We start from the raw sequence: 23469 nt of genomic DNA on the forward strand, positions 1-23469 counted from the left end.
TCGGGAACGTGGCACCGAACCTGAGCAGCAGTTCCAGACTGTCGCGTTGCCGATTGATCACCCACAGCACAACCAACTGCCGTGCCAGCTCATCTAGCGTACCAGCAAGCGTCCCACCATAATGCGCGACGCCAGTCTGGCTCCTCGCTGCGGTGTTCACCACGACAGTCGCATCACGATGCCGGTCGCAGAAATTGATGAAGTCGATCCAGCCACTCACGTCATCGAGATCGCACGACCCACATTCGATCTCGCCGTGAACAGCCTTCATGACATCCGGATTGGACGTGTCCGTCTCTACCAGCACGACGTTGATATCGGTCCGTCGCAGGTGATCAACCAGCGCCAGCGTCACAAAGCTCTTTCCGACGCCGCCCTTGCTGCCGCCGACCATGTAGATGGGGGGATTTTGCGTTGCCATGTCACACCTCTACAGATTTTCGGTATCCGGGCTGATCGGAAATCCGAGGAAGCCCTGCACCGGTTGCCCAGGCCTGATCACACCGCCATCCCCTTTCTGCTGCGTTCTGTCCCGCGAAGGCGTATCGAGTGTCGCATCCGCTTGCGACGGCTTCCTGCCTCGCACAGGTCTTGCCGCATGGTCTCGTACCGTATCCTTTCCGGTCCGTCGAACTCGCCCCTTTCCTTCCGCACGGCGCATCGCATATCTCAAGGAATTCGGCGTCACGTCGATACCTTCCTGTACAGCCTGTTCGATCAATTCGCCGAGCGTGTAGCCCTTTTCTCGCGCCGCGCCGATCTGTTTCTGGATGGATTTGACGCCATCGCTTACCTTGAGCGGCTCATCACTCGTCGCCTTTTCCGGCAGCGCACCCAGTCTGCGTCCAAGCGCCTCCCATTGCCCCCGCGCGAAACTCCTGACAACCGGCATGACCTGCTCCGACGCACAACCTTGATCTTATCTTGAACACGCTCAAACTCGCCGTCAACACCCGCTGCTAGCGATTCCCGGCACAGGCGGAACACATCGGAGTACAGAGGAACTTGACGGAATCAGAAATATTTTTTCTGCCTTATCCGGTATCTCGTCGATGCACGTGAAATTACACGCGTGCGTCGCTCATGGACACGAGCATCAATGGCTGCGAATGCCGTGTGTCCATCGATTCACGCCGAACGGAAACCGCAACGCAATTGAAGTCACCGAGGGACGAACGCGACGCGCCGCCGTCTTTCTTCGCCATCGCCTTGCCGTCTCCGCGTACGGTCACCCAACCTGTACGGATGTTCACCGCTATGCGACCGCAGATCGAACGTGCACACCACGCGCTTCGCACCTGGTGGCACCGCCGAACACTTCGGAGGTCAGCTGCTTACCGACGAGTTTTCTCCGTGCAACACACCTGAAGCGCACAGTAGTCGCAGGCCGTGCACAAGTCGCCCGCCTCGTTGCACCACGACCTTTGAATGCCAAACCAACGGCATTTACACGGAAGCGCATTTCTGCTGTGCATGGCTGCACAGCGCGCACACCGAAGTCACACCCGGGGCCAAAAACAATATGAAAATCGAGGGATGGCAGGATAGGCTATCGCCGGCTTTAGGCGCCCACGGGAGCCTCGCTTGATCACAGAAGTTAGTCCGCGCTGCGTCCACTTCGTCATCACGCTCGCCACAGTCACTTTGTCGCTTGTTGCATATAGTTGAACTCAACAGTGAGCATAGACATAACCCGACATCTGAACTCAGCCAATACACAAACAGTGTCAAAGCCATTCTGAAATGTCCGCTTGGGTCAGTTTCACATCGGCGCTAACAGATACCTGAGCCTGTGCCATCCAGGCTCCCGATCACGGGCGTGGCAGGCTCCCAGCGAACGCGACTGATGGGTAGCCCGCGCTCCTGCAGGTAGCGATCCAGCGCGACGCGCGCCAGCGGTGTCAGGGTGACCTTGGCGGGCTTGCCGCCTTTACCGACCAGGTGCAGCCAGTGATCGCCAGTGCCATCAACTTCGATATTGCCCAGCGTGGCATTGGCCAGTTCGCTGATCCGCAGGCCGGTCGCGTAGCCAAAATCCAGCAGGAAGCGCAGCCGCTGCGCAGCCAAAGCCTGCCAACCGTATGACCATTCGAGTCCGTTGGCGATAGCGCGTACCAGCAGCCATTCCCCCTCGGTGAAGGCATGCGTGGCCTCCACGGCCATGGCGCGCTGGCTGCCGCGCACCTTGATGCCAGCAAAGGGGTTGGCCAGGACATAGCGCTGCTCGATCAGCCAGCGGAACATGGCGTTGAGGACGGCGAGCGCTTGGGCGATCGAGCGTGGCGACAGGTTGCCGACGAACGGCCGCCAGTCCAGAGATGTGCGCGGACGTGGCGGACCGACCCACCGCTCGCGCGGCATCGGCTTGCGCAGGAACGCCCGGTAATCGGTCGCATCCTTGGTCGTCAGCGAGGACAGGGCCTTGTCCCGCGCGACGATGGCCCACAGGATCAGGCGCTCGGCCTCCTTGCGGTAGGAGCGCTGGGTGGCCGGGGATTCATGCAGCGCGAGCCAGGCCTGGATGGCCTCGTAGTCATTGTCTACCCCGAGAATGCAGGTCGACGCGGGCGCGCGGAACGCTCCGGCCGAGCCGTCGACGTCGTGAGGCAGCCGCAACTGTTCCCATGGCGTCACGATCGATGCCCGCTCGTTGGTGATCAGAGCGCGGGCCCGCTCGGTCAGCGAAGGGTGTCTGGCGAAGAAGGCTTCGATCCTGCGGGCGCTGGCGGGCCCGAGCCCCGGGACGGCAGCCCACCACTGCCGCCGGCGCGGAATTCGTACGGTGAGGTCGCTCAGGGTCCGGATGCCGACGGCATGCAGCACGCGCACGGCGCGCTCCGGCAGCCACAGCGCGATATCGTCCCCAATCTGCGGCGTGGGGATCGGCATGGCGCGCAGCACCTCGAGCGCTTGCGTGACGGCCCTGGCGTGGCGGATGCGCTGGTTGGCGGGGCACTGGAACAGCGCGGCCAGATCGGGGCGCTGCCGGTGGAGCGCAAACGTGGCCAGTTGCTGGCGAACCTGGCCGATGAGGCCGCGGGCGGACTGGCCCCGGCCGAGATGCTCGCGAAGATAACGTTCCGCCGCCTGCCGCGATGACGCGCCTTCGTACTAGGCGCGCATCGCGGCAAGGACAGCGGGGTCCGGGAAGCCTTCGGGGGCAGCCAAGCGTCTGGGCATTTTTCGTGGTGGTGAGTTACGTACCAGAACAAAAGTACAGAGATTAGAAGGATTATCTTAATGGCATTGTTGCCGAGTGATTTTTTGGCAGAAAGTCGCAATTCATACATGCCTTTTCATGCAACGGGTAGGAGCGACCGTGCCTGTTTGAGAAGCACATGCGACGCGGCAAACTCGTTACGTCCAGCCATAGTTAGAGCGGCGTCACTGGTGCGCGCGAAGAGCTCGTCGTCGGACGTCTCGACCGCATTCAAACCGAGGCCAGGCTGGTCGAATTGGCGAAAGAACGCGAGCATTTCGAACGCATCAAGCGGCCCGTCTTGAGGACCATCCCTGGCTAGAATTTCGGCGGCGGCTGCCAGTTGTCGGGTGAGAGTCTAGGCTCAGGTATTCAACCGCGCTAGCGAATCAGGGCGGTTGCGCTACTGGGCCTACGTTGGTGAGTCCACAACGCTCAGGATAGGGCTGTCCTCGAGCGTGCGGGCGTTGTATCAGGAGAACCGCTGGTCGTTGCCATGGATGGAAGTCGCCAGCCCAACCGATTTCACCCACGACCGCGCAATCGGCGCGCACCGGGCTACGTCGCTACGCTCCCACCTGTCGGCAAGTCGCTAAAGACCGCAAGGCGGCCTCCGCTTCCGAGGTTTCGGACGGCTATCAGCCGGTTAATACAGCACCCGAAACCCACGAATGGTATTTCCCGGCAGCGGTCACGCGCCCGCAGCTGCATGCGCAGCCTGAGCAGGATGGCTACAAGCGTCTGGTGCTGAATACGCAGGCGCACATCCCCACCATGGAGATGAGCTATCTCGCACTGGCAGCTGGTACACCGGTGAATTTCCCGCGCAATACCGCGAGCCGCATCATCGCGATCACTCAGGGCAGCGGTAAGGCCCGCGTGGGCGAACGCGACATCGAATGGAAGCGCGGCGACGTGATCGCAGTGCCGAGCTGGGTCGACTACGCATTTACCGCTGACGAACCCGCAGAAATGCTGGATGTAGAGCGTCAAGCATGAAGTCCGGCCGGACGACAAATGGAATGAACGCCCGGTCCTCGACAAACTCGGTTTCTATCGCGAAACCAAAGCGTACTAATCATCAAGCTATGAGCAAAACAAAAATCCTCATCGCCGGCGGTGGCATCGGCGGCATGTCCGCGGCCATTGCCCTGCTGCAGCGCGGCTTCGACGTCGAAGTTTTCGAGCAGGCCCCGGAAGTGCGCGAATTCGGCGCCGGCATCCAGACCAGTCCTAACGGCAATCGCGCCCTTAACTCGCTGGGCGTGTTCGAGAACCTCCATCGCTTGGCCAACCCCTCGGATGCCAAAGAAATCCGTTTGTGGAATACGGGCAAGACCTGGCCGCTGTTCAACCTCGGCGATGCTGCAGTGCGTAAGTACGGCTTCCCGTACATGACGGTGTTCCGCCCCGACCTGTTGCGCGTGCTGGCTGATGAAGTCAAACGCCTTAAGCCGGACGCTGTTTATACGGGTGCACGCTGCGAAGATGTTGAGCAGACAGACGACGGCAAGGTGCATCTGAAGCTTGCCGACGGCCGCGTGTTTACCGGTGACATTCTGGTGGGCGCAGACGGCGTGCACTCGAAGGTCCGTCAGGCGCTGTTCGGCCCGGCGGAAACGCTGTTCACCGGCATGATCGCCTGGCGCACTCTGATTCCGATGGAGAAATTGCCGGAGAAATTCCGCCGTAGCGTGGCAGTCAATTGGGTTGGTCCGGGCGGCCACGTCGTCCACTATCCTATCCAGGGCGGTAGCCTCCTGAACTGGGTCGGCACGCTGGAAGGCTGCCAGTGGGATAACCCGTCTTCCTGGACTGCCCCGGCCGATATCGAGGAATGCCGAGCTGCGTTTGCCGGTTGGAATGAAGAGATCGAGGAGGCGCTATCGTATGCGCCCTCGGTGACGAAATGGGCACTGTGCGGCAAGCCCCAGCTCGAGGGCTGGGTCAAGGGCCGTGCCACGTTGCTCGGCGATGCCTGCCACGTCACGCTGCCGTTTTTGGCGCAAGGCGCGGTGCACAGCATCGAAGACGGCGTTGTGCTGGCACGTTGCCTGGAAAAGTACTCGGATCCGGAAACCGCGCTGCAACGTTTCGACGCAGTGCGCCGGCCGCGAACCTACGCCATGGTGCAAGGCTCGTCCGACAATACGTCGCGCTTCCATAATCCTGCTTTGGCCACGGTCGAAACCGCTGAGGAATTCATCTCGCGAGAATGGCAGTCGAACGCGATCGGTGAGCGCTACGACTGGCTGTTCACCTATGACGTGGACACGATCCCGGTATAAGAAGCGGTTTCAAAAAGCCCGTGAAGGGGCTGTTAACTTTTCCATCAAGCTGTTAACCTCGGTCGTTGTGACAAGTGGATCGAGGAGATGGGAAAACCAATCGTTGACGACGAATTGTGGGCACTGATCGAGCCACTGCTACCACCACCGAAGCCACGCCGCTTCAAGTATCCGGGCCGCAAGCCGGTACCGGATCGGGCAGCGTTGACCGGCATTCTGTTCGTGCTGAAAACCGGCATCCGCTGGCGCGACCTGCCCGCCGAAATGGGTTGCGGTTCGGGTGTGAGCTGCTGGCGTCGGCTACGCGACTGGCAGGAGGCAGGCGTCTGGGACCAGTTGCATGCGGTCCTGCTGGCGAAGCTGCGTGCAGCCGAGAAGATCGATTTCTCGCGCATGGTCGTCGATTCTTCGTCGATTCGCGCGGTTGGGGCGGGCGAAAAACTGGACCGAACCCCACCGACCGCGCGCGACCCGGCTCCAAACACCACCTCCTGACCGATGCGAACGGCACACCGCTCGTCGCCATCCTGACCGGTGCCAACCGTAACGATGTGACGCAACTGGTTCCGCTGGTCGATGCCATTGTGCCCGTCGGTGGCTTGCGTGGACGACCACTGAGCCGACCCGGTCGTGTCTATGCAGACCGGGGCTACGACCACGACAAGTACCGCCGCATCCTGCACGAGCGCGGCATCCCAACCAGCATTGCCCGACGTGGCCAACCCCACGGCAGTGGCCTCGGGAGAGTGCGTTGGGTTGTCGAACGTACGCATGCCTGGTTGCATCATTTCCGCCGACTTCGCATCCGTTTTGAACGTCGAGCCGACATTCATGAGGCGTTTCTCAAACTCGGTTGTTCCTTGATCTGCTGGAACACGCTCAAGCGTGCCCAGCAGTCTTTATGAAACCGTTTCTAAGTGAGTTCCGTATAACGCAATCGTTATACCAACAGGCGGGGCAACCACTTCGGTTGCCCCGCCTGTTTCATTTTAGTCGCGCCGCTTCTTCAATCCCAGGATTTAGAAGTTGTGCAGGACGCCGACCGACAGGCCCAGCTGGTTCGCCCCTGCGACGGCCGGGATCGCCGCGCCGAGTGCGCTCAGTTTGGACTTGCTGCTGTTCACGACATACGTGCCGTTTACGTACAGCGACGTGCGCTTGGACAACAAGTAATCGGCCTGGAGACCTGAGGACAGCGCATGACCTGAGAACGCACGGTACGAGGTGTAGTACGATGCCGCCGCCACGTCGATAAACGGCGTGATGTAGTAGCGGGCACCCGCGTAGAACATGGATCGCGAGGGCTGCGAAGCGACCGTCGTCGCAACATCGTTCAGGAGGAGTTCGTAGCCGGCGTATAGCGTCGTCTTGCTGGTCGGAGCATATGTGCCCCCGATCAGGAAGCGGCGTTCATCCTGATTCCCGGTAGCTGCGGTTGTGCCTTGACGCTGCGTATAAAAGGCCGAAACGTTGATCAGACCGTCGACATAGCGAGCGCCGACATCGACTTCCTTATCGACACGATAGTTACCGGGAATAGCCGCAGCAGTGACAGCTTCGTAACCGAAGCTGTACAGCGAATTGAACTCGAACGGGCCCTTCTTCAGGTTGTATGCAAGCATGTTATCGGCGTGGCCGGCAAATTCCGAGTCTTGCGCTACCAAACCATACAACGAATAGTTGAGCGGATCGAGCGGAATACCGTAGCGAAACGGGATCGTCCAGGTACGGCCCAGGAGCAATTGCCCGTAGTCTTTCGAATCCAGGCCGACGTACGCGTGGCGGCCGAAAATGCGGCCGGCTTGTGGGGCGACGATAGCGCCCGTGTTCACGTCGAAACCGGTTTCTAGTTGGAAGATCGTAGCCAGGCCGCCACCGAGGTCTTCACGACCCTTCAGGCCCCAACGCGTGGCAGCACGATTACCGTTGTTCAGTTTCCAGGCACTTGTATTACCCGTGGTGTGATTTCCAAAGGCGATACCCGTGTCGATAACACCGTACATCGTAGCGCTCGATTGCGCGTGAACTGCACCTGCTGCGAGACCCGCGGCCAAAAACAGGGAAAATTGCTTCTTTTGCACTACCAAACCCCCAGGCTTTTTCTAAGTTAAAAACGCTCATATTTTTTATGGGAATCATCAAATAATATTATTTGATGGCCGCTATTCTGCTCGAAATCAACGCCCTCTAAACTACTTAGTCCTCCGTAGCATATGCCATAAATTGATTTGTGTACGCTGGCCACGAATTACTTTAGGGGCGTGAAATCGACATGCCCCATCAAAAACGTCACGCGCCGCCTATGGACATGAATTTCTTCAAAGCGTCGGTGTCTTCTAGAAGATCTGAGGATTTTCCTTCCGCCACGATGCGGCCGCGGCTCATGACATACGTGCGATCCGTCTGAGTCAGGCCGAATCGGATATGTTGCTCGATCAATAAAATCGAGGTGCCGCTGGTTCGAATTTGGTTAAGCGCCGTTCCAATTTTCTCAGCCATTAAAGGCGATAGGCCTTCTATCGGCTCGTCAAGAATCAATACATTCGGCCCCGTCCGCATGGCTCGCGCGAGCGCAAGCATCTGCTGCTCCCCGCCACTCAACATCCCGGCCGCCGTACCTGATCGAAGTGCGAGCGACGGAAAGATCTCGAAGCAATCATCGATCGACCATGCCTGGTCCGCACGATCCACACCACACATGCTGACTTCAAGGTTCTGCCTTACTGTCAGTGACTTGAAGAGTCGCCGGGTCTGCGGTACCAACGAAATTCCCGATAGAGCACGGCTATAAATGGACTCGTGGGAAACGGGGTGGCCGTCAAGTTTGATGCTGCCAACAGAAGGTATTAAGAAACCGGCAATCACACTGGCCAGGGTACTCTTACCTACACCATTACGGCCCAGCAAACATACGGATTCGCCGCGATCGATATGCAGCGTTACATCGTGCAATACCCGATTTCGCCTGTATCCTGCCGAAAGCCCGTCGATCAACAAAGCCTTGGTATTCAATGGAAGCCCCCAGTGCCCATATAAATCTGCGCGACCTCTGCGCTCTCGCGAACATCGGCCGCACTACCGTCGTATATAACGCGCCCATCGCTTAGGACCGTAACCGATTCGGCAAGACCCAACAAAAAATCTATATCGTGCTCGATAACCAGAATCGCAATGTCCTGGCTCATCGACTGCAAGATCGCCAACACTTCGGCCGACTCCTCCTCTGATAAACCGGCTGCCGGCTCGTCGAGCAGCAACACCGAGGCCTGGGCCGCAAGTAGCATGGCGAGCTCGACCTGTTTCTGCACGCCGTAGGAAAGATGTTCAACCACCGAATCCGCGTAATGCGTCAGATGCAAGCGCGCCAAGATGGCGAATGCTTCATCTCGCACTGCCGTGTGCTTCGTCAGTGGGCGCCACATAGAGTAGCCAATGCGATAACGTCGGAATAGCGCGATTGATACATTCGCCAGTACGGTTTGACTGACACTCAACTGGACATACTGAAATGTCCTCGTCATCCCCAGGGTCGCAATTTCCGCGGGAGAAAATCCGGTAATGTTCTGACCATAAAGCTGAATGCTTCCCGAGCGCGGCCGCATCCATCCGCTCAACGAGTTCAGCAATGTCGATTTTCCTGAGCCGTTAGGGCCGATGATGCCGCGCCGCTCTCCACGCTTCAGTGACAAATGAACGTCATTCAACACCACTGAATCTCCGAATGCGCAAGTCAGGCCCGCCACTCGCACGACTTCATCATTCATTTTTTAGATCCCCAGCGTTGTGCCGATAAGCGGGACTTCGCATCTAGTAATAACCCAACGATTCCGCGCGGAACCCAGAGGACAAACACGATATACATCAGACCCAAAACTAAGGTCCAATGCGTAGATATCCGCGAAAGACCGTCCCTGACGGCATAGAGTGCCAGCGCGCCGATCAAGCTACCAGACAGCGTCCCCATCCCGCCCACGACAATCATCACCAGTGCATTGATAGAACCATATATGCTCAAAATTGAAGCGCCAACGTATTGATACAAGCACGCATACAACGCGCCCGCCGCACCGGCCCAAGCGGCACAGTAACCCACCCAAATGCGTAGGGGCTGAGCGTCAGAGAGCCCTACGGCGGATATCCGGATCGGGTTATCACGAATCGCCTGAATCAGCACACCGAATGGCGAAGCAATCATGTTTTTCATCGAGATCCACGCAACTACCACCACGAATAACGTGACATAGAACATGGGACCAGGTGCGCCGAGATTCCACGAGAATGGGCCCAAGGCTAGAGTGGCGGCAGGTACAGAGATGCCATCGTTGCCGCCCAGCGCAGAGTTGCCCTGCTCTGCGATCGCGTGAAGCAGACCGGCGAATGCAACGGACACGAGCATCAGCTGCAGCCCTTTTGCACGTAGCGCAAGCCAAGCAAACAAGTATCCAAGCGCGCCCATCGCAACGGCAGAAACGGGGATTGTCACCAGCACATTGGTCGATATCCTTTGCATGACAAGCGCGCAGAGGTACGCCCGGCCACCAAAAAATACGCCATGACCGAGCATCGGCAAACCAGCCTGTCCAAATAGCATGGACAGAGACATTGCGAACAGTCCGAGAATCAGGACGGCCGTCATGCCATTGACGATGTCGACCTCGACCGCGAGAGGTAACAGCAAGATAACCGCGGCGAGGCCCAGGATAGCAATCTGGCGCCGCCGGCGGGGCTCGTCTCGCCGTTCGCCGGATCCAGGCATTACGTGCTTCAATTCACTGATATCAGACACGTACCAACTCCTTCTTTCCAAGCAATCCCTGCGGGCGGGATATAAGCACGATGAGCAACATCGCGTACGGACCGATTTGAGAAAGATCCGGCCAGAGTGCCTTGATAAGCGTATCGGTAAAGCCCAGCACTAGCGCCCCAGCGAGGGTGCCCGGCAAACTTCCGATGCCGCCCACAATTACGACGATGAGCGAAAGAAACAGATCTTCGCCATCCATGCCGACGTAGACCTGTGTGATCGGGGCCACCACAGCGGCTGACAGCCCGGACAAGACGGTTGCTGAAACAAAAACGATAGCAAACAGTTTTCGCGTATTGATGCCGATTGCAGCGGCCATGTCCGGATCAGCAATAGCGGCTTGCAACACGTCTCCCCATCGGGTTTTGCTAAACAGAAACGCTAGTGCGGCACCCCAGACGAGGGCATAGGCGATAACCACTAGCCGATATACGGGGAACGGGTAGCCGCCGATTTCCAGTACTCCGGCTAATGAATCCGGCAGTGTCATCGCGCGTATGTCCCCGCCCCAGAGCCACAGCACAACATCTTCGATCACGTAGGAAAGGCCGATAGTCAGCAAAATCTGCGCGACGTGATCACGCATATAGATCCGTCGAATCAGAAGCCGTTCGACCACGAAACCGGCAATCCCAGCTGCTGCGGCCGCACCCACGATAGCTACCCAGAAGGGCTGGCCAGATATCGCCAGATGCTGAGCGACGAACGCGGACGCCATCGCAAGCCCGGCGTGCCCGAAATGCATCACGCGCATGATGCCGAATATCAGCGAAAAGCCCAACGCCATGGTGAACAGCACCGCAGCATAGGACAGCCCATTCAATGTCTGGATTAACAGCATGATCGATCCGCGAGAGTTTTTCGGGCAAATACAACGTCATTCAAGGCCGTACGTCATCGCCCGGATCCGAGGAAGGCGGCATTGTCGCCAATAGACGAAAATCGTACGTTCCCGGTGTCGGCTCGATTACCGTATAGATGCCGGGCGGAATCTCTCGGGTATTGTTGGTCTGATTGAATCGGAACGGATACCCGTCCCCCGCAGGAAATGTCACGTGCTTGAGTGTTTCGGCAAACTTCTTGCGATCCCGCACATCGCCACCAGCATCTTTGATCGCAGCAATCAGAGCTTTCGTGCCGAGATAACCAAGGAATGCATTGTTATCAGGCTTTTCGCCGTATTTGGCCGCATAACGGGTGGCAAACGCCTGACCTTCTGGATCGGGATGCGTTGCCTCCCAACCTGAGACGGTGACTGCACCAACCGTTGCCTGGCCCAGCGCTTTAAGATTCGCGCGATCGAGATAGGCAATGCCGAGGAGTTTTACGCCTTTGCGTTTGAGACCATATTGATCGAACTGTTGAACGAAACGGGCCGCGTCCGGACCGTTCAAGAAGACGAATGCACACGACGGAGGGTTTGCCACCATCTTTACGAGATACGGCGAATAGTCCGAAGTGCCTAGCGCCGGCCAGAATTGGTCGTTAACCTTGCCGCCAGCCGCCTGATAAGGATTCAGAAAATATTGCGTGAATTCGCGGCCAACCGAATAGTTCGATGCGATGGAACTGACTGACGTGCAATATTTACTTTTGTTTACCCAGTCAGCGAGACTCGTCGAAGTGGTATAGCTGGTACTTGACACGCGAAAAATAAACGGACTTTTCCGGCTACCTGTCAGGCTGCGAGAATTGGTATTGCTAAGGACAGTAATCGTTTGTGTGCTATCCAACGTGTTGCGCAAAGCCTGCCCGATCTGCGCGTTAAAAATCCCGACCAGCGCGTCGAGCCGATTGCTACCAGCGGTCAATTCGCTAATCTTCTGCACGGCCAATTGTGAATCCGCGGGTTCGTCGATTTCAACGATATCCAGAGGATGCCCACCAGCCTTGCGCCCGGCTTCGTCAAGCGCAAGATGCATGCCATTGAATTGCTTTGCGCCCTGACCTGCGAATGTGCCGCTCCGGGGCATGATGAGGCCGATGCGAATAGGAGTGTCATCGGCCGATGCGAGTTGTGCGTACCCCAAGGTACCGAGCAGCGTCAGTGCCGCGATCCGGATGGATGCACGATTTAGGATTGTTTTCATAGTCTGTTTTTCAACGATTGAAAAATCTGGTTATTGGCCTACGCTTTGCCTGGCGTTCATTTACGATCGCGCAAAAACGCTTTAGCCTTTTCGCGCACTTCGTCCGAATCAAGCAATATTTGATTTTTCGCCAGTTCGTATTCGATGGATGCTTCTGCTCCGCGGCGATGCGTCAACCAGGCGATGCGTTTGGCCGCGCCCATAGCGGCCGGGGTGTTACCGGCCAGTTTGCGGGCAAAATCAAGTGCAGAATCGAAGGCTTGTCCATTCGGAACGATCTTGGTTACGAAACCATCGCGGTCGGCTTCGCCTACCGTGTAGGCCTGTCCGGTCACGATCAGATAGCGCAACATCCGGTCATTCATCGTATGCGCGATGTGGGCAGCGCCGATGCCAGGGAGCATTCCCATCTTCACTTCCGGAAACACAAATCGCGCATCCTCGGAGCAGAAACGGAAGTCGCAAGATCCCGCCAACACCAGCGACGATCCCACGCAATACCCATGTACGGCGGCCACAAATATTTGCGAAGCCTGCTGAATACGCGTGAAAATCGATTGCATCTCGTTGTGCGGAATACTGGGGTCTTCCTTAGATCGAGTCCGAGAAAAGAGGCTCATATCGCCGCCCGCGCCAAACGCTTTGCCACTGCCATGCACGACCACGACCCGAACGTCAGAACTGTCATCAGTCAACGCCGCAACTGCGTCATGCAATTCGACCATCAGTTGCGGCGTCCACGAATTCAATTTATCGGGCCGGTTCAACGTCAGGATCGCCAGCTCCCCCTGGCGATGAACCAATACGGTAGGCTCGCTCATGCGGATTCCCCAACCCGTTTGCGGCGTTCATGTTCCCAGGAGGTGTCCCCGTATTCACGCTGCAGATCGAATTTCGTGACCTTGCCCATCGAATTACGGGGCAACGGCGATGAGCGAATGAATACACGGCGCGGTGCCTTGTAATGCGCCATAACCGCCCGGCAACGCTCGATCACCTGGGCTTCGCTCAGGGATGCGCCGGGTTCCAGCACGACGGCCGTGACCACGGCCTCGCCCCAATGCGGATGAGGAATGCCGAACACCGCGGCCTCCTTAATCTCGCTCTGCGAAAATAAGACGTTTTCGACTTCCGTGCTGTACACGTTCTCGCCGCCAGAGATAATCATGTCCTTTGACCGGCCCATGACTTCGATATCGCCCGCGTCGCTGAATCGCCCTAGGTCGCCCGTATTGAACCAGTCATCGCGCGTGGCTTCGGCTGAAGCCCGTTCGTTGCACCAGTACGAGTTGATCGACTGAGGACTGCGTATCACGATCTGCCCGATTTCGCCTTGCGGGACATCGCGGCCTTCCTGATCGATGATCCTTGTGGCGACCGTGCCCAGCGAACGTCCGATCGAGTTGCTCGGCTTCGTGCTACCGAGCTGGAACTGATCCCTGAACAGCACGCCCGCTTCCGTCATGCCGAGGCTATTGCAGAAGATTACGCCCGGCACGTAACTCAGTGCCTCATCGCGCAGGACGGCCGGAAGTGGCGCGGAGGCGGAGATCCAGTGCGTGAGCCGGTCAAGCTTGCGTGAACCCGCCCTTAGGCGCCGCAACACATCGAGGCCAACGGTCGGAGGAAAGAGCGCCATCCGCACGCCTTCGCGGTCGATGAGATCCAGCAACTGATCTACGTTCAACTCACGCATCACGATCAAGGGGGCCGCATTCATAAGCCCGCCGACCATAGATGCTTCATGTCCGGCAACATGAAACAGGGGCGTCGACAGGATCTGTGACACGTTCGGCCGATACCGGGACGCAGTAGCTGATCCAGTCATTGCAAACCAGAACACATTCCGGTTCGTGCGCACGGCCCCCTTCGGAAATCCCGTTGTCCCCGCGGTGTACAGGATCGTCGCCGCTGTATCATCGTCGGCATCGACATCGTTCCAATTTCGATGACCACCATCGGTTAAAGAGGTGGCAATCAGGCCGTCGTAGTCATCGGACGTCGTCGCAGCTTCGAACGGCGTTTGCGCCAGAGGAATCAGTCGAACATCAGGATGTTCAGCACGAATTGACGAAAGTAATTCCTCGTATTCAGGCTCATAGAACAATACAGTGGTGCCGGAATCGCGCAGCACGTAGCTGACTTCCGGGCCCTTCAAGCGGAAATTTACCGGGACGAAAATCGCTCTGATCGAATTCAACGCCCAATAGAGTTCGATGAATTCCGGTCGATTACGCGATAGCAGCCCCACCCGCTCGCCAGGTTTCACATTCAGCTTCGCTTCAAGGCTGATCGCTAACGCGTCTACCCGCTTCCGGAACAGCCGATAGTCGATGGACTTATCGCCGGCCTTAATGGCGATCCCATCTTGACGATACTTGCTTGCGCGCTCAAAAAGGTCGGCCAAGCTAAATTTGGTGGCCCGGCGCTCGTCCTCGGCGGCCGTGCGATCGGATGTTTCGATCGTCCCTGCATTCAACGTACCATTGACTACAAAGCCACTCTCGCCAAGCTGGCCGATCACGCCGGTATCGAACCATCCGCCGGCATAGAGATTCAGGAAGGACTGAATCGGGCCCGGGAACTGGCTGGCCTGTGGCGTGCGAACCAGCAAGCGGCCAGCGCCCGCATCACTCGCGTATTGTTCTGCGGGCCCCGCAACTGCGAATGCGACAGTCGACGCCGGCAGCCATGTTGACTCGCTCAGTTCACGCAATGCGACGTAGCCGAGCACCGGATCTACCCAGACATAGCGAATCCAGAGATTTTCGATTGCGTACTGCGCCAACCGTTCCGCGTGCGCATCGATGGATGCCAGCTGCGAACGCTCAACCACAATGTTCAAGCGCAGCTCGGTCGCAAGCTTGGGCAATTTCGCCAACACCGATTCGGCCGAATCCAGATCCGCAATGATGACTGTCGGCAAATTGCCATCAAGATACGTGCTCAGGGACGCGAGGTTGGAAGCCAAGCGCACGGTAACGCCAACGGTCCACGCCCCCGCAATAATCGATTCGACAAGCACGGGTTGGAGAGGTGTCGCGATGAGCCAACTCGCATCGTGTCCGCCATGAGTCTGATTGCCGACCGCAGCGGTGAATGCGATAGCTCGATGCGGCCGCGTAGCACGCAATGCACGCGGTATAGCGTAGTGCAGAAACGGCACGTAGCTCGCGGCATCATGATCGAAGAATTTGAAGCCGGACTGCGCATGCGAGTCATCGTCTTGTCGGGAGAGCAGCTCTTCAACCGAAAACCGCAACTCCGAGAGGCCCAGATGCTCCCCTTCGGGGCCGCTTAGTTCGGTCCGACTGATGACACTAACGGCTTCCGCCGATTTTTCCGCGATCGTGACGGTGTGCCCAGATTGAATGATGGCCCACCATCCAATCAATAGTGCATCACCTTCTGCTGCAATAGCCAACGGGCCGCCCGGGCTGGTGAAAGTGTTCCGAATATCATCGACGAGCCTGGCAACAACGCGTGATAGTTCGCCACCAGTCAACGCACGAGAATGGTCCGACAATAAAGTCTTTTCGGCGTGCGCCGCGGTTCCACGCCGCGCGAACGCAGCAACATCAACGCGATTCAGGAGGCTGATGGCCATTGCATTTCCGTTTTTAAAGTCGATTAACTGAAGGTCGGCGTAACAGCCGCGGTGTTTGCGGCGGGCTTTACGACCCCTGCCTCCACCAATTGCGCAATCTGCTCGTCGGAAAATCCAGTTCCCCGCAAGATCGATTCGTAATCTTCGCTGAGCGCGGCCGCCCGTTTAGGCGTTGAGCTGGGTTCGTTCGTGAAGCGGATCGGCGTATTCAACCAAGCTTTGCCATGGTCATCCCGCACAACGGTACCTCGTGCCGTCACGTGAGGATGCGCCAATGCTTCTGCGTAATTCAATACGGGGGCCACACTGATTCGGTCACCAAACAATGCCAGCCATTCGTCACGCGTGCGCGTCCGAAACGTCTGGTTCAGAAAATCACGAACCGGATCCTGAGCGGCGCCAGCTGGACCCGTTGCAATCGCAAAAAGATCCGGTCGATCCAACAGATCGAAGAGGTTTTTTGCAAACCGGTTTTCTCTACCGCCGAGACATAGCCACTTACCGTCCGCCGTCTGATAGGTTTCCAGTAGGGCCATTCCCATTTCATGCCGAAAACCCTCCGGCGACTCGACCGCCAAGCTTGCGGGGCCGAAAGCCTGAGCCCGCAAGCCCAAGGATGATTCGTGCATCGAAATATCGAGGTAATCACCACGCCCCGTGGCTCGCGCCGCGAGGAGCGCAATTAGCACACCGATCGTCGCTTGATGCGCGGCGGCGTAACCCGAAACAGATACCGCGGGTAGCACCGGTTCGCCATCCCGTCCGATGGCGAATATTCCAGCCGTCGCCTGCACCACCGGATCGTGTGCGGGATGATCTCGCAATGGGCCATCCTGTCCGAATGCAGTCACCGAGCAGTAGACGAGTGCTGGATTGATCGCACTCAATGATGCGTAATCGATGCCCAAGCGCGCGGTCACACCCGGCTGATAGGACTCAATGACAATATCCGCAGCGGCCACAAGCCGGCGCACGATCTCCGCCGATTCGCTCTTTTTCAGATCGACGGCGATGCTATGTTTGCCCCGGTTGCACGCCGAATAAAAGCTGTCGCTTGTGGGTCCGCTTCCTACGTTTCGAGTGGGATCCCCAGACGGCGATTCGACCTTGATAACACTTGCGCCGTGGTCCGCAAGAATCGCCGATACGGTCGGCCCCGCGAGGAATTGCGAAAAATCCAGAACTTTTACACCGGTCAACTTCATAATTCTTTCCACTGAAATGCAAGAGGTGCCGCGGACTTCGCGGCACCTCTTCGAAATCGTTTAGTGTGCCGCCGGCATCAGGTCTGCAAGTGCCTTGCGAACTTGGGCCGAATCTCGATCGCCGTCGATAACCGGGTCGAAATATCGCTCGAGCCCCTCGCGGCACTCGTCATAGCGCCCGCGTTTGCCCTGATACGGATCGTCCGGAAACTTGAGGCCAGCGCGCGCTGTCCGCTCGCGAATTTGTCTCAACCAGATCACCCGGCACTCAGTATTGGTGAGCGTCTTGATACCGAAACGCAGATATTCGCGTTCATTGGCCGAATTCGCGCCGCCGAACAGATCCAGCGCGTAGGGATAGATCTGATCGTAAAGACGCTGAGCTTCCTCACGCTCGCCCTTCTCGACGGCCTCCTTGATGTTGTACATCGACACGATCGAATGCGTGAGGCCTTCATCAATGAAGTTTTTCGCATTCCAAAGTGCCCAAGGCACGTATGTCGAGCCAAGTGCGGCGATGCTGGCAATGCCGCCGGCGGCTTCCGTCAAGAAGCAGAACACTTCAAACACCAAGTGCGACTTCGTGTAGTCGATTTCCTTGAATGCGTCGAGTGCACGGCTCTTTTCGGGAAATGCGCGCACGTCGCCAAGCAGTTGGTGCGGATCCTCGCCAATCGACTTGGCGAGCCGAAACAGGCCAAACGCGTGATTGCGCTCGTCGGCCAGCTTGTGAGCGATGAATCGGCGATGGCGAGCTTCAGGCATGGTGTACAAGCAGCTGCTTTCCTGACCAATACCGCTCTCGTTTGCCATCCCGCCTTCAATGCAGATCTGGATGCTGAGAAATTTCCAAAGCTGCTTCTTGTAATCTTCCGGAAGTTCCTCCGGATGATGATAGAGAAAATCGTAGGTTCTCATTTGCAGTGCCTTTCTATTCAGGATTCACGGGGCGCGGTCAGACCGACCAGCGCGAACTCGCGTCGAGCCGAAGCCTCGAAAATGGAGCGCGTAAAGGAATTCGATCGGGTTTTCAATCCCAGACGGACATACGCCTCGTCGTTCTTCGAACCGGGGACGCCGAAGCTGTCGAGTGCGCGAGGCCACCACTTGTTCACCAGCTCCTGGATGGTTTCGAGCCCATCCTCTTCGATCGCTCGTGCGACACGCTCGCGGTGCGGCGAGCCGATCTCGGCGGGCCACTCGATCAGGCCGAAGCGGAAATAGACCTTTTGCGCGACGACCGCATACGGAATGTAATTCGATCCGATTGTCGCCTCAGCTTGCGCCTGGAAGACCAAACCAGACAGATAGCGGAGCACGATCGCGTCATTCCAGGAAGTCAGCGCATGCCTGACCAGCCGCAACTTACGCCCCGAATCCAGTTCGTTTTCGGCCTCGAGGCGGTATGGTTCCGGATCGATTCCGAGGTCCGGAAACACGTCTTCCGCCAATTCCGTAGCACGGTCAGTCAGCCACGAGATTTCATTGGCATGACGCAAGTTTTCGCGATCGGCCCACGGACGGTATGCGGGCGCCTGAGCGGCATGCAGTTGCAACGAACTGAACGTCTGGTAGGTCGAAATCACCAGCTTGCGCGCATAGACCAGGTACTCGTCGCTCGGACCGTCCCGCGTTGAAAGAAAAAATGAATTAAGGCCCTGATTGATATTCGCCGCAGCGACGTCCGTACTCATATATCCGATTCCTCTGAATCATCTGATGCATTGACTATGGAGATTGTCTCAAATACGTGCGCACACACATATTTAAGCCAGCATGCTATCGTTTTGGCGGGATAGCACGAACCAACCATTCGTGATATCAATAGGTGAATTCGCGAAAAAAGCGCGCCCGGCGCCGAATCTTCGCTCTAGATATTGAAATGGAGGATGGCAACGATGACACTTGAAAGCGAGATTCCAGAGCGCTGTCTCTGCTTTGACGCGCGCCGTACTTCTCGACTGATCACCAGGGTATACGAGCAGTTCCTGGAGCCGTCCGGCCTGACGGCCACTCAACGGGGAGCTATGAAGTTTGTCGAAGATCGAGGCGCTTTGTCGATAGCGGAACTCGCCACGTTGCTAGATCTGGACAGGACGAGCCTGAGGCGATTGCTGGATCCGCTTGAACGCGATGGCCATATCACGGTCGTTGCCGGCACCGATCGACGTACCCGCCTAGTATCGCTAACCGAGCACGGGAAAACCATTCTAGGCGTTTCGGATCAGTACTGGCAGCAAGCGCAGCGGAAAATGCTTGAAATGCTCGGGGAAAACCACTGGAGAAGCCTGACCACGCTGATGCACTCGACGCGCAAGATCATTCACTCCAGAGACAGCGTTTAGTCGAGCCGTTGCCGACCGAGTACTACAGGCATCTTTGTCACACGTATGACAATGCGCGCTGTTATGCTTGCGCGATCTTTTATACAAGCGCGCAGTGTTCATTCAGACTGGGGGTGCGGCTAAATTCTTGGACTGATTTATGCGGCGATTCCAAGACTCTGCCGGTATTCGATGGGGCTGAGAGAGCCGAGCGAGACCTTGATCCGTTTTGCGTTGTACCAGCGGATGTACGAGTCAACGGTCTCGATGAATTGATCGATGGTCGTGGTTCGCCAATCACGAGGATAGAACAATTCCGTCTTGAGTCGCCCGAAGAAACCTTCGCAGGCTGCATTGTCCGGCGAACATCCTTTGCGCGACATCGAGCGAGTCAGTCTGGCAGCCTGCATACGCGAGAGCCATCCTGGCCAGCGATAGTGCGCACCACGATCCGAGTGAACCACGGGTCGCTCCCTGCAGCCAGCCACTGATTCGATTGCCGAATCCAGCATCGTGTTGACGAGTTCGGCGTCGGGCCGCGTACCGATTGACCAGCTCACAACGAGACCATCGAAGCAGTCGATAACCGGCGACAGATACACTTTGCCGGCCGGAATCTGGAATTCGGTAAGGTCCGTGAGCCATTTCTGATTAGGAGCGGCGGCGTAGAAGTCACGATTGATGATGTTCTCCGGCGCGGGACTAATTTCTCCCCGATAGGAGCCATAGCGACGTCGCCTCGTCGTGGCGGCGGCCAGACCTTCCTGTCGCATCAAACGACGCACCACCTTCTCCGAGATGAAGACCTGTTGCCTGATCAATGCCGCGCGGATCCGACGATAACCGTAGCAACGGTGATTGAGTTCGAAGATGTCCGCGATGACGCGACGCGCGTCAGCATGCCTGTCAGCAACCAACAGTCGTGCACGGTGATAGAAGTAAGAGCTACGCGCAAGACCCAAAGCGGCTAGCAATTCTGGCAACGCATAGGTTTGTTTCAGGGCATCAACCAGTGCCGTCTTCTCCCGGTTGCTCAGGAGTTGCGGGTTGATGCCCATCCCTTTTTTTATCAGTTCGTTCGCCTTCTTCAGAATATCGTGCTCAAGCTGCAGCTGTCGGATGTCGCGTCGAAGCGATTCGACCTGTTGTTCCAGCTCCGCACGCTCATGGTCCGATGCTGGTTTCTTTTTGCGTTTCATAGATGCTGGAACCTCTCGACCGAGTAGCTGATTCTTCCAGTTATACAGCGTTGGCCGGCTCACACCGGCTTTCTCGGCAACCACGCGTGCGCTTTGCTCTCTGGTGCACAGTTCAATGACTGCTGCCTGCTTCACCTTTTGTGATTTTGGAACGCTTCCAACGGCTCGGCCAACAATACGCTTTCTGATATCTGGACACAATTCTTCGATCCAGGCTGCAAGAGTCTCGCGACTCGGATAGCCCAAAGCCCGCAAAGTTGCGGCAGCACAGCGGCCATGGCTCAAATAATGTTCGACAGCCACCTTCTTCTGCTCATCAGAATACCTCGGCCTCGAACGGACATAGCCCGCCCGTAGATCGTGGTACTGCTCGTATTCGCGATGCCAGGCTTTGAGAGAGTTCTTGGTCGGGTAGCCCAGCTGCCGAATGGTAGCTCCGATGCGCTTGCCCAGCTTCAAGTAAAGTCGAACCGCTCGAATGCGATCTTCGTATGAGAACATGAACTACCTCCAGGTAGTCCAAGTTTTTGTCCGCCCCCCCCCCGAAGAACATTTCATCTACTTCATCCTCCGAATAGGTAGTCACTAATTGCGCATACCTCTCATAAAGATCGGCAAACCCTATCGAGAGCCGGGCAATTGGCATGTGGCTGCCAAACATGCATCGCGATACGCCAAAAGTATCGATTGCAGCCGAAACCCAGGGGGCGGCTTCTGCAACGGACCATTGCATACCAAAGATGCACTCTAATGCGGAGATGTCCACACAGATGTTGTCACAGGAGTTCAGTGTGGCAAGATCTCGCCGCCAACAATCAAAGCCCTCCTTGCTCAAATCGAGCGGCCATCCCATCAACGCGATCGTGAAGCCGATGTCCGGATGATTCTGGACGACATGAGTCAAATCTGGCAACTGATGGGCGAATACCTCGAGCCCACACTTGAAATCGTGCTTGCGCAATAAGGGAAGTTGTTTTCTCCAGGCAGGATCTACCAGCAAATCGGGGCGTTTCGCGAATCGCTTCAAAGGATTGTGCGGATTTCGGCGAACGTGACCGCCGATTTCGGGAACGTGACCGATTCGGCGGGGTTGGGGCGTTGCGCGGTGTCGATTGTAGTTTTCCTTGTCAGTTCTGGTCGAGTTCGGGCTCCAGGACGTTGGGTTTTGGGGATGCTTTTCTGAGCGACTCGCCGGTCAGCGTGATGCGGTGATGACGTTGCATGAGACGATCCAGCATCGCATCGGCGATGGTCTCGTCGCCAATCCAGCCGTGCCAGTGCTCGATCGGCAACTGGCTGGTGATGATGGTCGCCTTGCCTGCCGCGCGGTCATCAATGATCTCGAGTAGATCGTTTCGGACCATCGCGTCGAGGGGCGCCATGCCCCAATCGTCCAGTAGAAGCACGTCAATGCGGGCAACCTGCAGCAACCATTTCGTGAAGCCGCCGTTACCGTGCAGGACGCGCAGTTCCTCGCCCAGTCGCGGCACGCGCAGGTACAACGCTGAGTGCCCGCGCCGACAGGCGTATTGGGCCAGGGCGCAAGCGAGCCACGATTTCCCCGCGCCGGTTGCGCCGCTGATGAGCAGGCTGTAGCCGGCTTCGACCCAATCGCCAAGTGCCAGGCTCGTGAGCGAACGCGGGTCTACGCCTCGGCCAGCGCGAGTGTCGAGATCTTCAATGGCGGCCTGCGGATACTTAAGGCGCGCCTGCTTGAGCAGTCGGGTGCGACGGCGATCATCACGCCAGTTCGTTTCCCGGTCGACCAGCAGCGACAGGCGTTCCTCGAAGCTCAGGCTGGCCACGCCGGGCTGCGTCAACTGTTCCTCCAGTCCGTCAGCGAAGCCATCCAGCTTCAGGGTGCGCAGCTGCGTCAGGGTCTGTTGCATCATCATGGCGTGTTCTCTTTATTGGTAGTAGCTGGGGCCGCGTACGTGCGCATGGCTGGGGCTGATCCAGTCGGCAGGCGCTGTCGTTGCCGCCCGGTCGCGGTTGTTGACCAGGATGTCGCGCACATGGCGGTAACGGTGCACGCCTAGCTCCAATGCCAGCGCACAGGCCGCTTCGAGACGCTCACGACCATAGCGACGTGAGAGCGACAGCAAGCCGAGGCAGGCCCGATAGCCGTGTTCGGGGTGGCGTTGCTCCTGCAGCAGCCGGGTGACGAGCGCGCCGGTTGCCGCGCCAATCTGCTGGCCCCAGTGAATGAGCCGCTGTGGCGTCCATTCGAGATGGGCGCGGTGCGCCGCCGGCATGTGCTCGACGATGGTGGTGTAGGCGCCCGCGCTGTCGTCACGGGCGTGGCTGGCTACACGGCGCCCACGATGCAACAGTTCGACAGCGCCCGCCGTGATTCGCGCATCGAGCTTGAGTCCGACCAGCGCGTGCGGCACGCTGTAGCGGTGTTTGTTGAGCTCGACGTGATAGTCGATGTGTTCTGTGGTCGACCACAGAACACATCTTGTGTGGCGAAGCGATTTCTGTGGCCTTGGCGCCGATGAGCTGCTTCCGGCGGAGATCCTCGCAGTCTGAAGGCCACAGAAATCCAGTTACAGTGAGCGCAGGAATCGCAGCAGGTCGGATTCCATTCGGCGCCGCGGCGCCTCGCCGGATGGCTGCAGTTGCGCCAAGGCACGCGACTTCATCTCCAGGTTGATCTGTGCGTAAATGTTGGTGGTGTTGAGCGACACATGGCCGAGCCACGCGCGGATGGTGTTGATGTCGACACCCGAGCGCAGGAGGTAGGTGGCCGT

20 protein-coding genes and 3 pseudogenes are annotated in these 23469 nt (G+C 57.8%); 4 read left to right on the top strand and 19 right to left on the bottom strand.

Annotated elements, in window-relative coordinates; all coding sequences use genetic code 11:
- The 3 genes and pseudogenes from GCT19_RS37360 to GCT19_RS37370 form a co-directional block, all read right to left on the bottom strand.
- On the bottom strand, window positions 1-421 hold a 421-nt coding region (locus GCT19_RS37360; RefSeq protein WP_456299585.1), incomplete at its 3' end, for a nucleotide-binding protein.
- A 9-nt stretch (window positions 422-430) separates the two neighbouring features.
- Window positions 431-892 (bottom strand): hypothetical protein, encoded by a 462-nt coding sequence (locus tag GCT19_RS37365; protein ID WP_152854727.1) that lies wholly within the window; start codon window positions 890-892, stop codon window positions 431-433.
- A gap of 893 nt (window positions 893-1785) precedes the next feature.
- Window positions 1786-3180: pseudogene (locus GCT19_RS37370) on the bottom strand (phage integrase family protein); the annotation flags it as partial.
- 763 nt (window positions 3181-3943) lie between these two features.
- On the opposite strand from GCT19_RS37370, the gene GCT19_RS37380 reads away from it, so the two are divergent.
- From GCT19_RS37380 to GCT19_RS37390, 3 genes are all read left to right on the top strand, one after another.
- Window positions 3944-4198, top strand: coding sequence for a cupin domain-containing protein (locus tag GCT19_RS37380; protein ID WP_152854728.1), 255 nt, complete (start codon window positions 3944-3946; stop codon window positions 4196-4198).
- Between the two features lie 89 nt (window positions 4199-4287).
- Window positions 4288-5487: an FAD-dependent monooxygenase gene (locus tag GCT19_RS37385; protein WP_152854729.1), complete on the top strand. Its 1200-nt coding sequence runs from the start codon at window positions 4288-4290 to the stop codon at window positions 5485-5487.
- 87 nt (window positions 5488-5574) lie between these two features.
- Window positions 5575-6392, top strand: a protein-coding gene (locus GCT19_RS37390; protein WP_152854730.1) for an IS5 family transposase whose coding sequence is annotated in 2 segments (ribosomal slippage) — window positions 5575-5923 and window positions 5923-6392 — 819 coding nt in all. Because the reading frame shifts where the segments join, the coding sequence is not laid out codon by codon here.
- Between the two features lie 114 nt (window positions 6393-6506).
- Here GCT19_RS37390 and GCT19_RS37395 read toward each other — a convergent pair.
- The 11 genes from GCT19_RS37395 to GCT19_RS37445 all read right to left on the bottom strand — a co-directional run bounded on the left by GCT19_RS37395 (window position 6507) and on the right by GCT19_RS37445 (window position 18887).
- Entirely contained in the window at window positions 6507-7568 is a 1062-nt protein-coding gene (locus GCT19_RS37395; protein ID WP_193727499.1) for a porin, read from the bottom strand.
- Window positions 7569-7776: 208 nt separating this feature from the next.
- Window positions 7777-8499: an ABC transporter ATP-binding protein gene (locus tag GCT19_RS37400; protein WP_152854732.1), complete on the bottom strand. Its 723-nt coding sequence runs from the start codon at window positions 8497-8499 to the stop codon at window positions 7777-7779.
- Window positions 8496-9251, bottom strand: a complete 756-nt coding sequence (locus tag GCT19_RS37405; RefSeq protein WP_152854733.1) for an ABC transporter ATP-binding protein — start codon at window positions 9249-9251, stop codon at window positions 8496-8498. Before GCT19_RS37405 ends, GCT19_RS37400 begins: the two co-directional genes overlap by 4 nt.
- Window positions 9248-10273, bottom strand: coding sequence for a branched-chain amino acid ABC transporter permease (locus GCT19_RS37410; RefSeq protein WP_152854734.1), 1026 nt, complete (start codon window positions 10271-10273; stop codon window positions 9248-9250). Before GCT19_RS37410 ends, GCT19_RS37405 begins: the two co-directional genes overlap by 4 nt.
- Complete coding sequence (locus GCT19_RS37415; RefSeq protein ID WP_152854735.1) at window positions 10266-11132, bottom strand: branched-chain amino acid ABC transporter permease; 867 nt, start codon at window positions 11130-11132, stop codon at window positions 10266-10268. Before GCT19_RS37415 ends, GCT19_RS37410 begins: the two co-directional genes overlap by 8 nt.
- A 40-nt stretch (window positions 11133-11172) precedes the next feature.
- The gene (locus GCT19_RS37420; protein ID WP_152854736.1) at window positions 11173-12381 is read right to left on the bottom strand and encodes an ABC transporter substrate-binding protein; all 1209 of its coding nucleotides are present in this window, start codon (window positions 12379-12381) and stop codon (window positions 11173-11175) included.
- A gap of 56 nt (window positions 12382-12437) precedes the next feature.
- Entirely contained in the window at window positions 12438-13202 is a 765-nt protein-coding gene (locus GCT19_RS37425; RefSeq protein WP_152854737.1) for an enoyl-CoA hydratase/isomerase family protein, read from the bottom strand.
- The gene (locus GCT19_RS37430) at window positions 13199-15988 is read right to left on the bottom strand and encodes a class I adenylate-forming enzyme family protein (protein ID WP_152854738.1); all 2790 of its coding nucleotides are present in this window, start codon (window positions 15986-15988) and stop codon (window positions 13199-13201) included. The genes GCT19_RS37425 and GCT19_RS37430 overlap by 4 nt, the downstream gene beginning before the upstream one ends.
- 23 nt (window positions 15989-16011) lie before the next feature.
- Window positions 16012-17193: a CaiB/BaiF CoA transferase family protein gene (locus GCT19_RS37435; protein ID WP_152854739.1), complete on the bottom strand. Its 1182-nt coding sequence runs from the start codon at window positions 17191-17193 to the stop codon at window positions 16012-16014.
- A 60-nt stretch (window positions 17194-17253) separates the two neighbouring features.
- Window positions 17254-18111 (bottom strand): Phenylacetic acid catabolic protein, encoded by an 858-nt coding sequence (locus GCT19_RS37440; protein ID WP_152854740.1) that lies wholly within the window; start codon window positions 18109-18111, stop codon window positions 17254-17256.
- Between the two features lie 17 nt (window positions 18112-18128).
- Entirely contained in the window at window positions 18129-18887 is a 759-nt protein-coding gene (locus GCT19_RS37445) for a hypothetical protein (protein WP_152854741.1), read from the bottom strand.
- Window positions 18888-19091: 204 nt separating this feature from the next.
- On the opposite strand from GCT19_RS37445, the gene GCT19_RS37450 reads away from it, so the two are divergent.
- The gene (locus GCT19_RS37450; protein ID WP_193727500.1) at window positions 19092-19538 is read left to right on the top strand and encodes a MarR family winged helix-turn-helix transcriptional regulator; all 447 of its coding nucleotides are present in this window, start codon (window positions 19092-19094) and stop codon (window positions 19536-19538) included.
- Window positions 19539-19675: 137 nt separating this feature from the next.
- On the opposite strand, the gene GCT19_RS37455 is transcribed toward GCT19_RS37450, so the two are convergent.
- The 5 genes and pseudogenes from GCT19_RS37455 to GCT19_RS37475 all read right to left on the bottom strand — a co-directional run.
- On the bottom strand, window positions 19676-21217 hold the full coding sequence (locus GCT19_RS37455; RefSeq protein WP_152854743.1) for an IS3 family transposase: 1542 nt from the start codon (window positions 21215-21217) through the stop codon (window positions 19676-19678).
- A 58-nt stretch (window positions 21218-21275) separates the two neighbouring features.
- Window positions 21276-21743: pseudogene (locus GCT19_RS44930) on the bottom strand (amidohydrolase family protein); the annotation flags it as partial.
- A gap of 100 nt (window positions 21744-21843) precedes the next feature.
- Entirely contained in the window at window positions 21844-22611 is a 768-nt protein-coding gene (gene istB / locus GCT19_RS37465) for an IS21-like element helper ATPase IstB (RefSeq protein ID WP_152854745.1), read from the bottom strand.
- 12 nt (window positions 22612-22623) lie between these two features.
- A pseudogene (locus GCT19_RS37470) lies at window positions 22624-23151 on the bottom strand (Mu transposase domain-containing protein); the annotation flags it as partial.
- A gap of 114 nt (window positions 23152-23265) precedes the next feature.
- Window positions 23266-23469, bottom strand: a 204-nt coding sequence (locus GCT19_RS37475) for a tyrosine-type recombinase/integrase (RefSeq protein ID WP_152854746.1), incomplete at its 5' end; no start/stop codon positions are given.

Source organism: Paraburkholderia atlantica, assembly GCF_009362785.1.
Lineage (GTDB): Bacteria > Pseudomonadota > Gammaproteobacteria > Burkholderiales > Burkholderiaceae > Paraburkholderia > Paraburkholderia atlantica.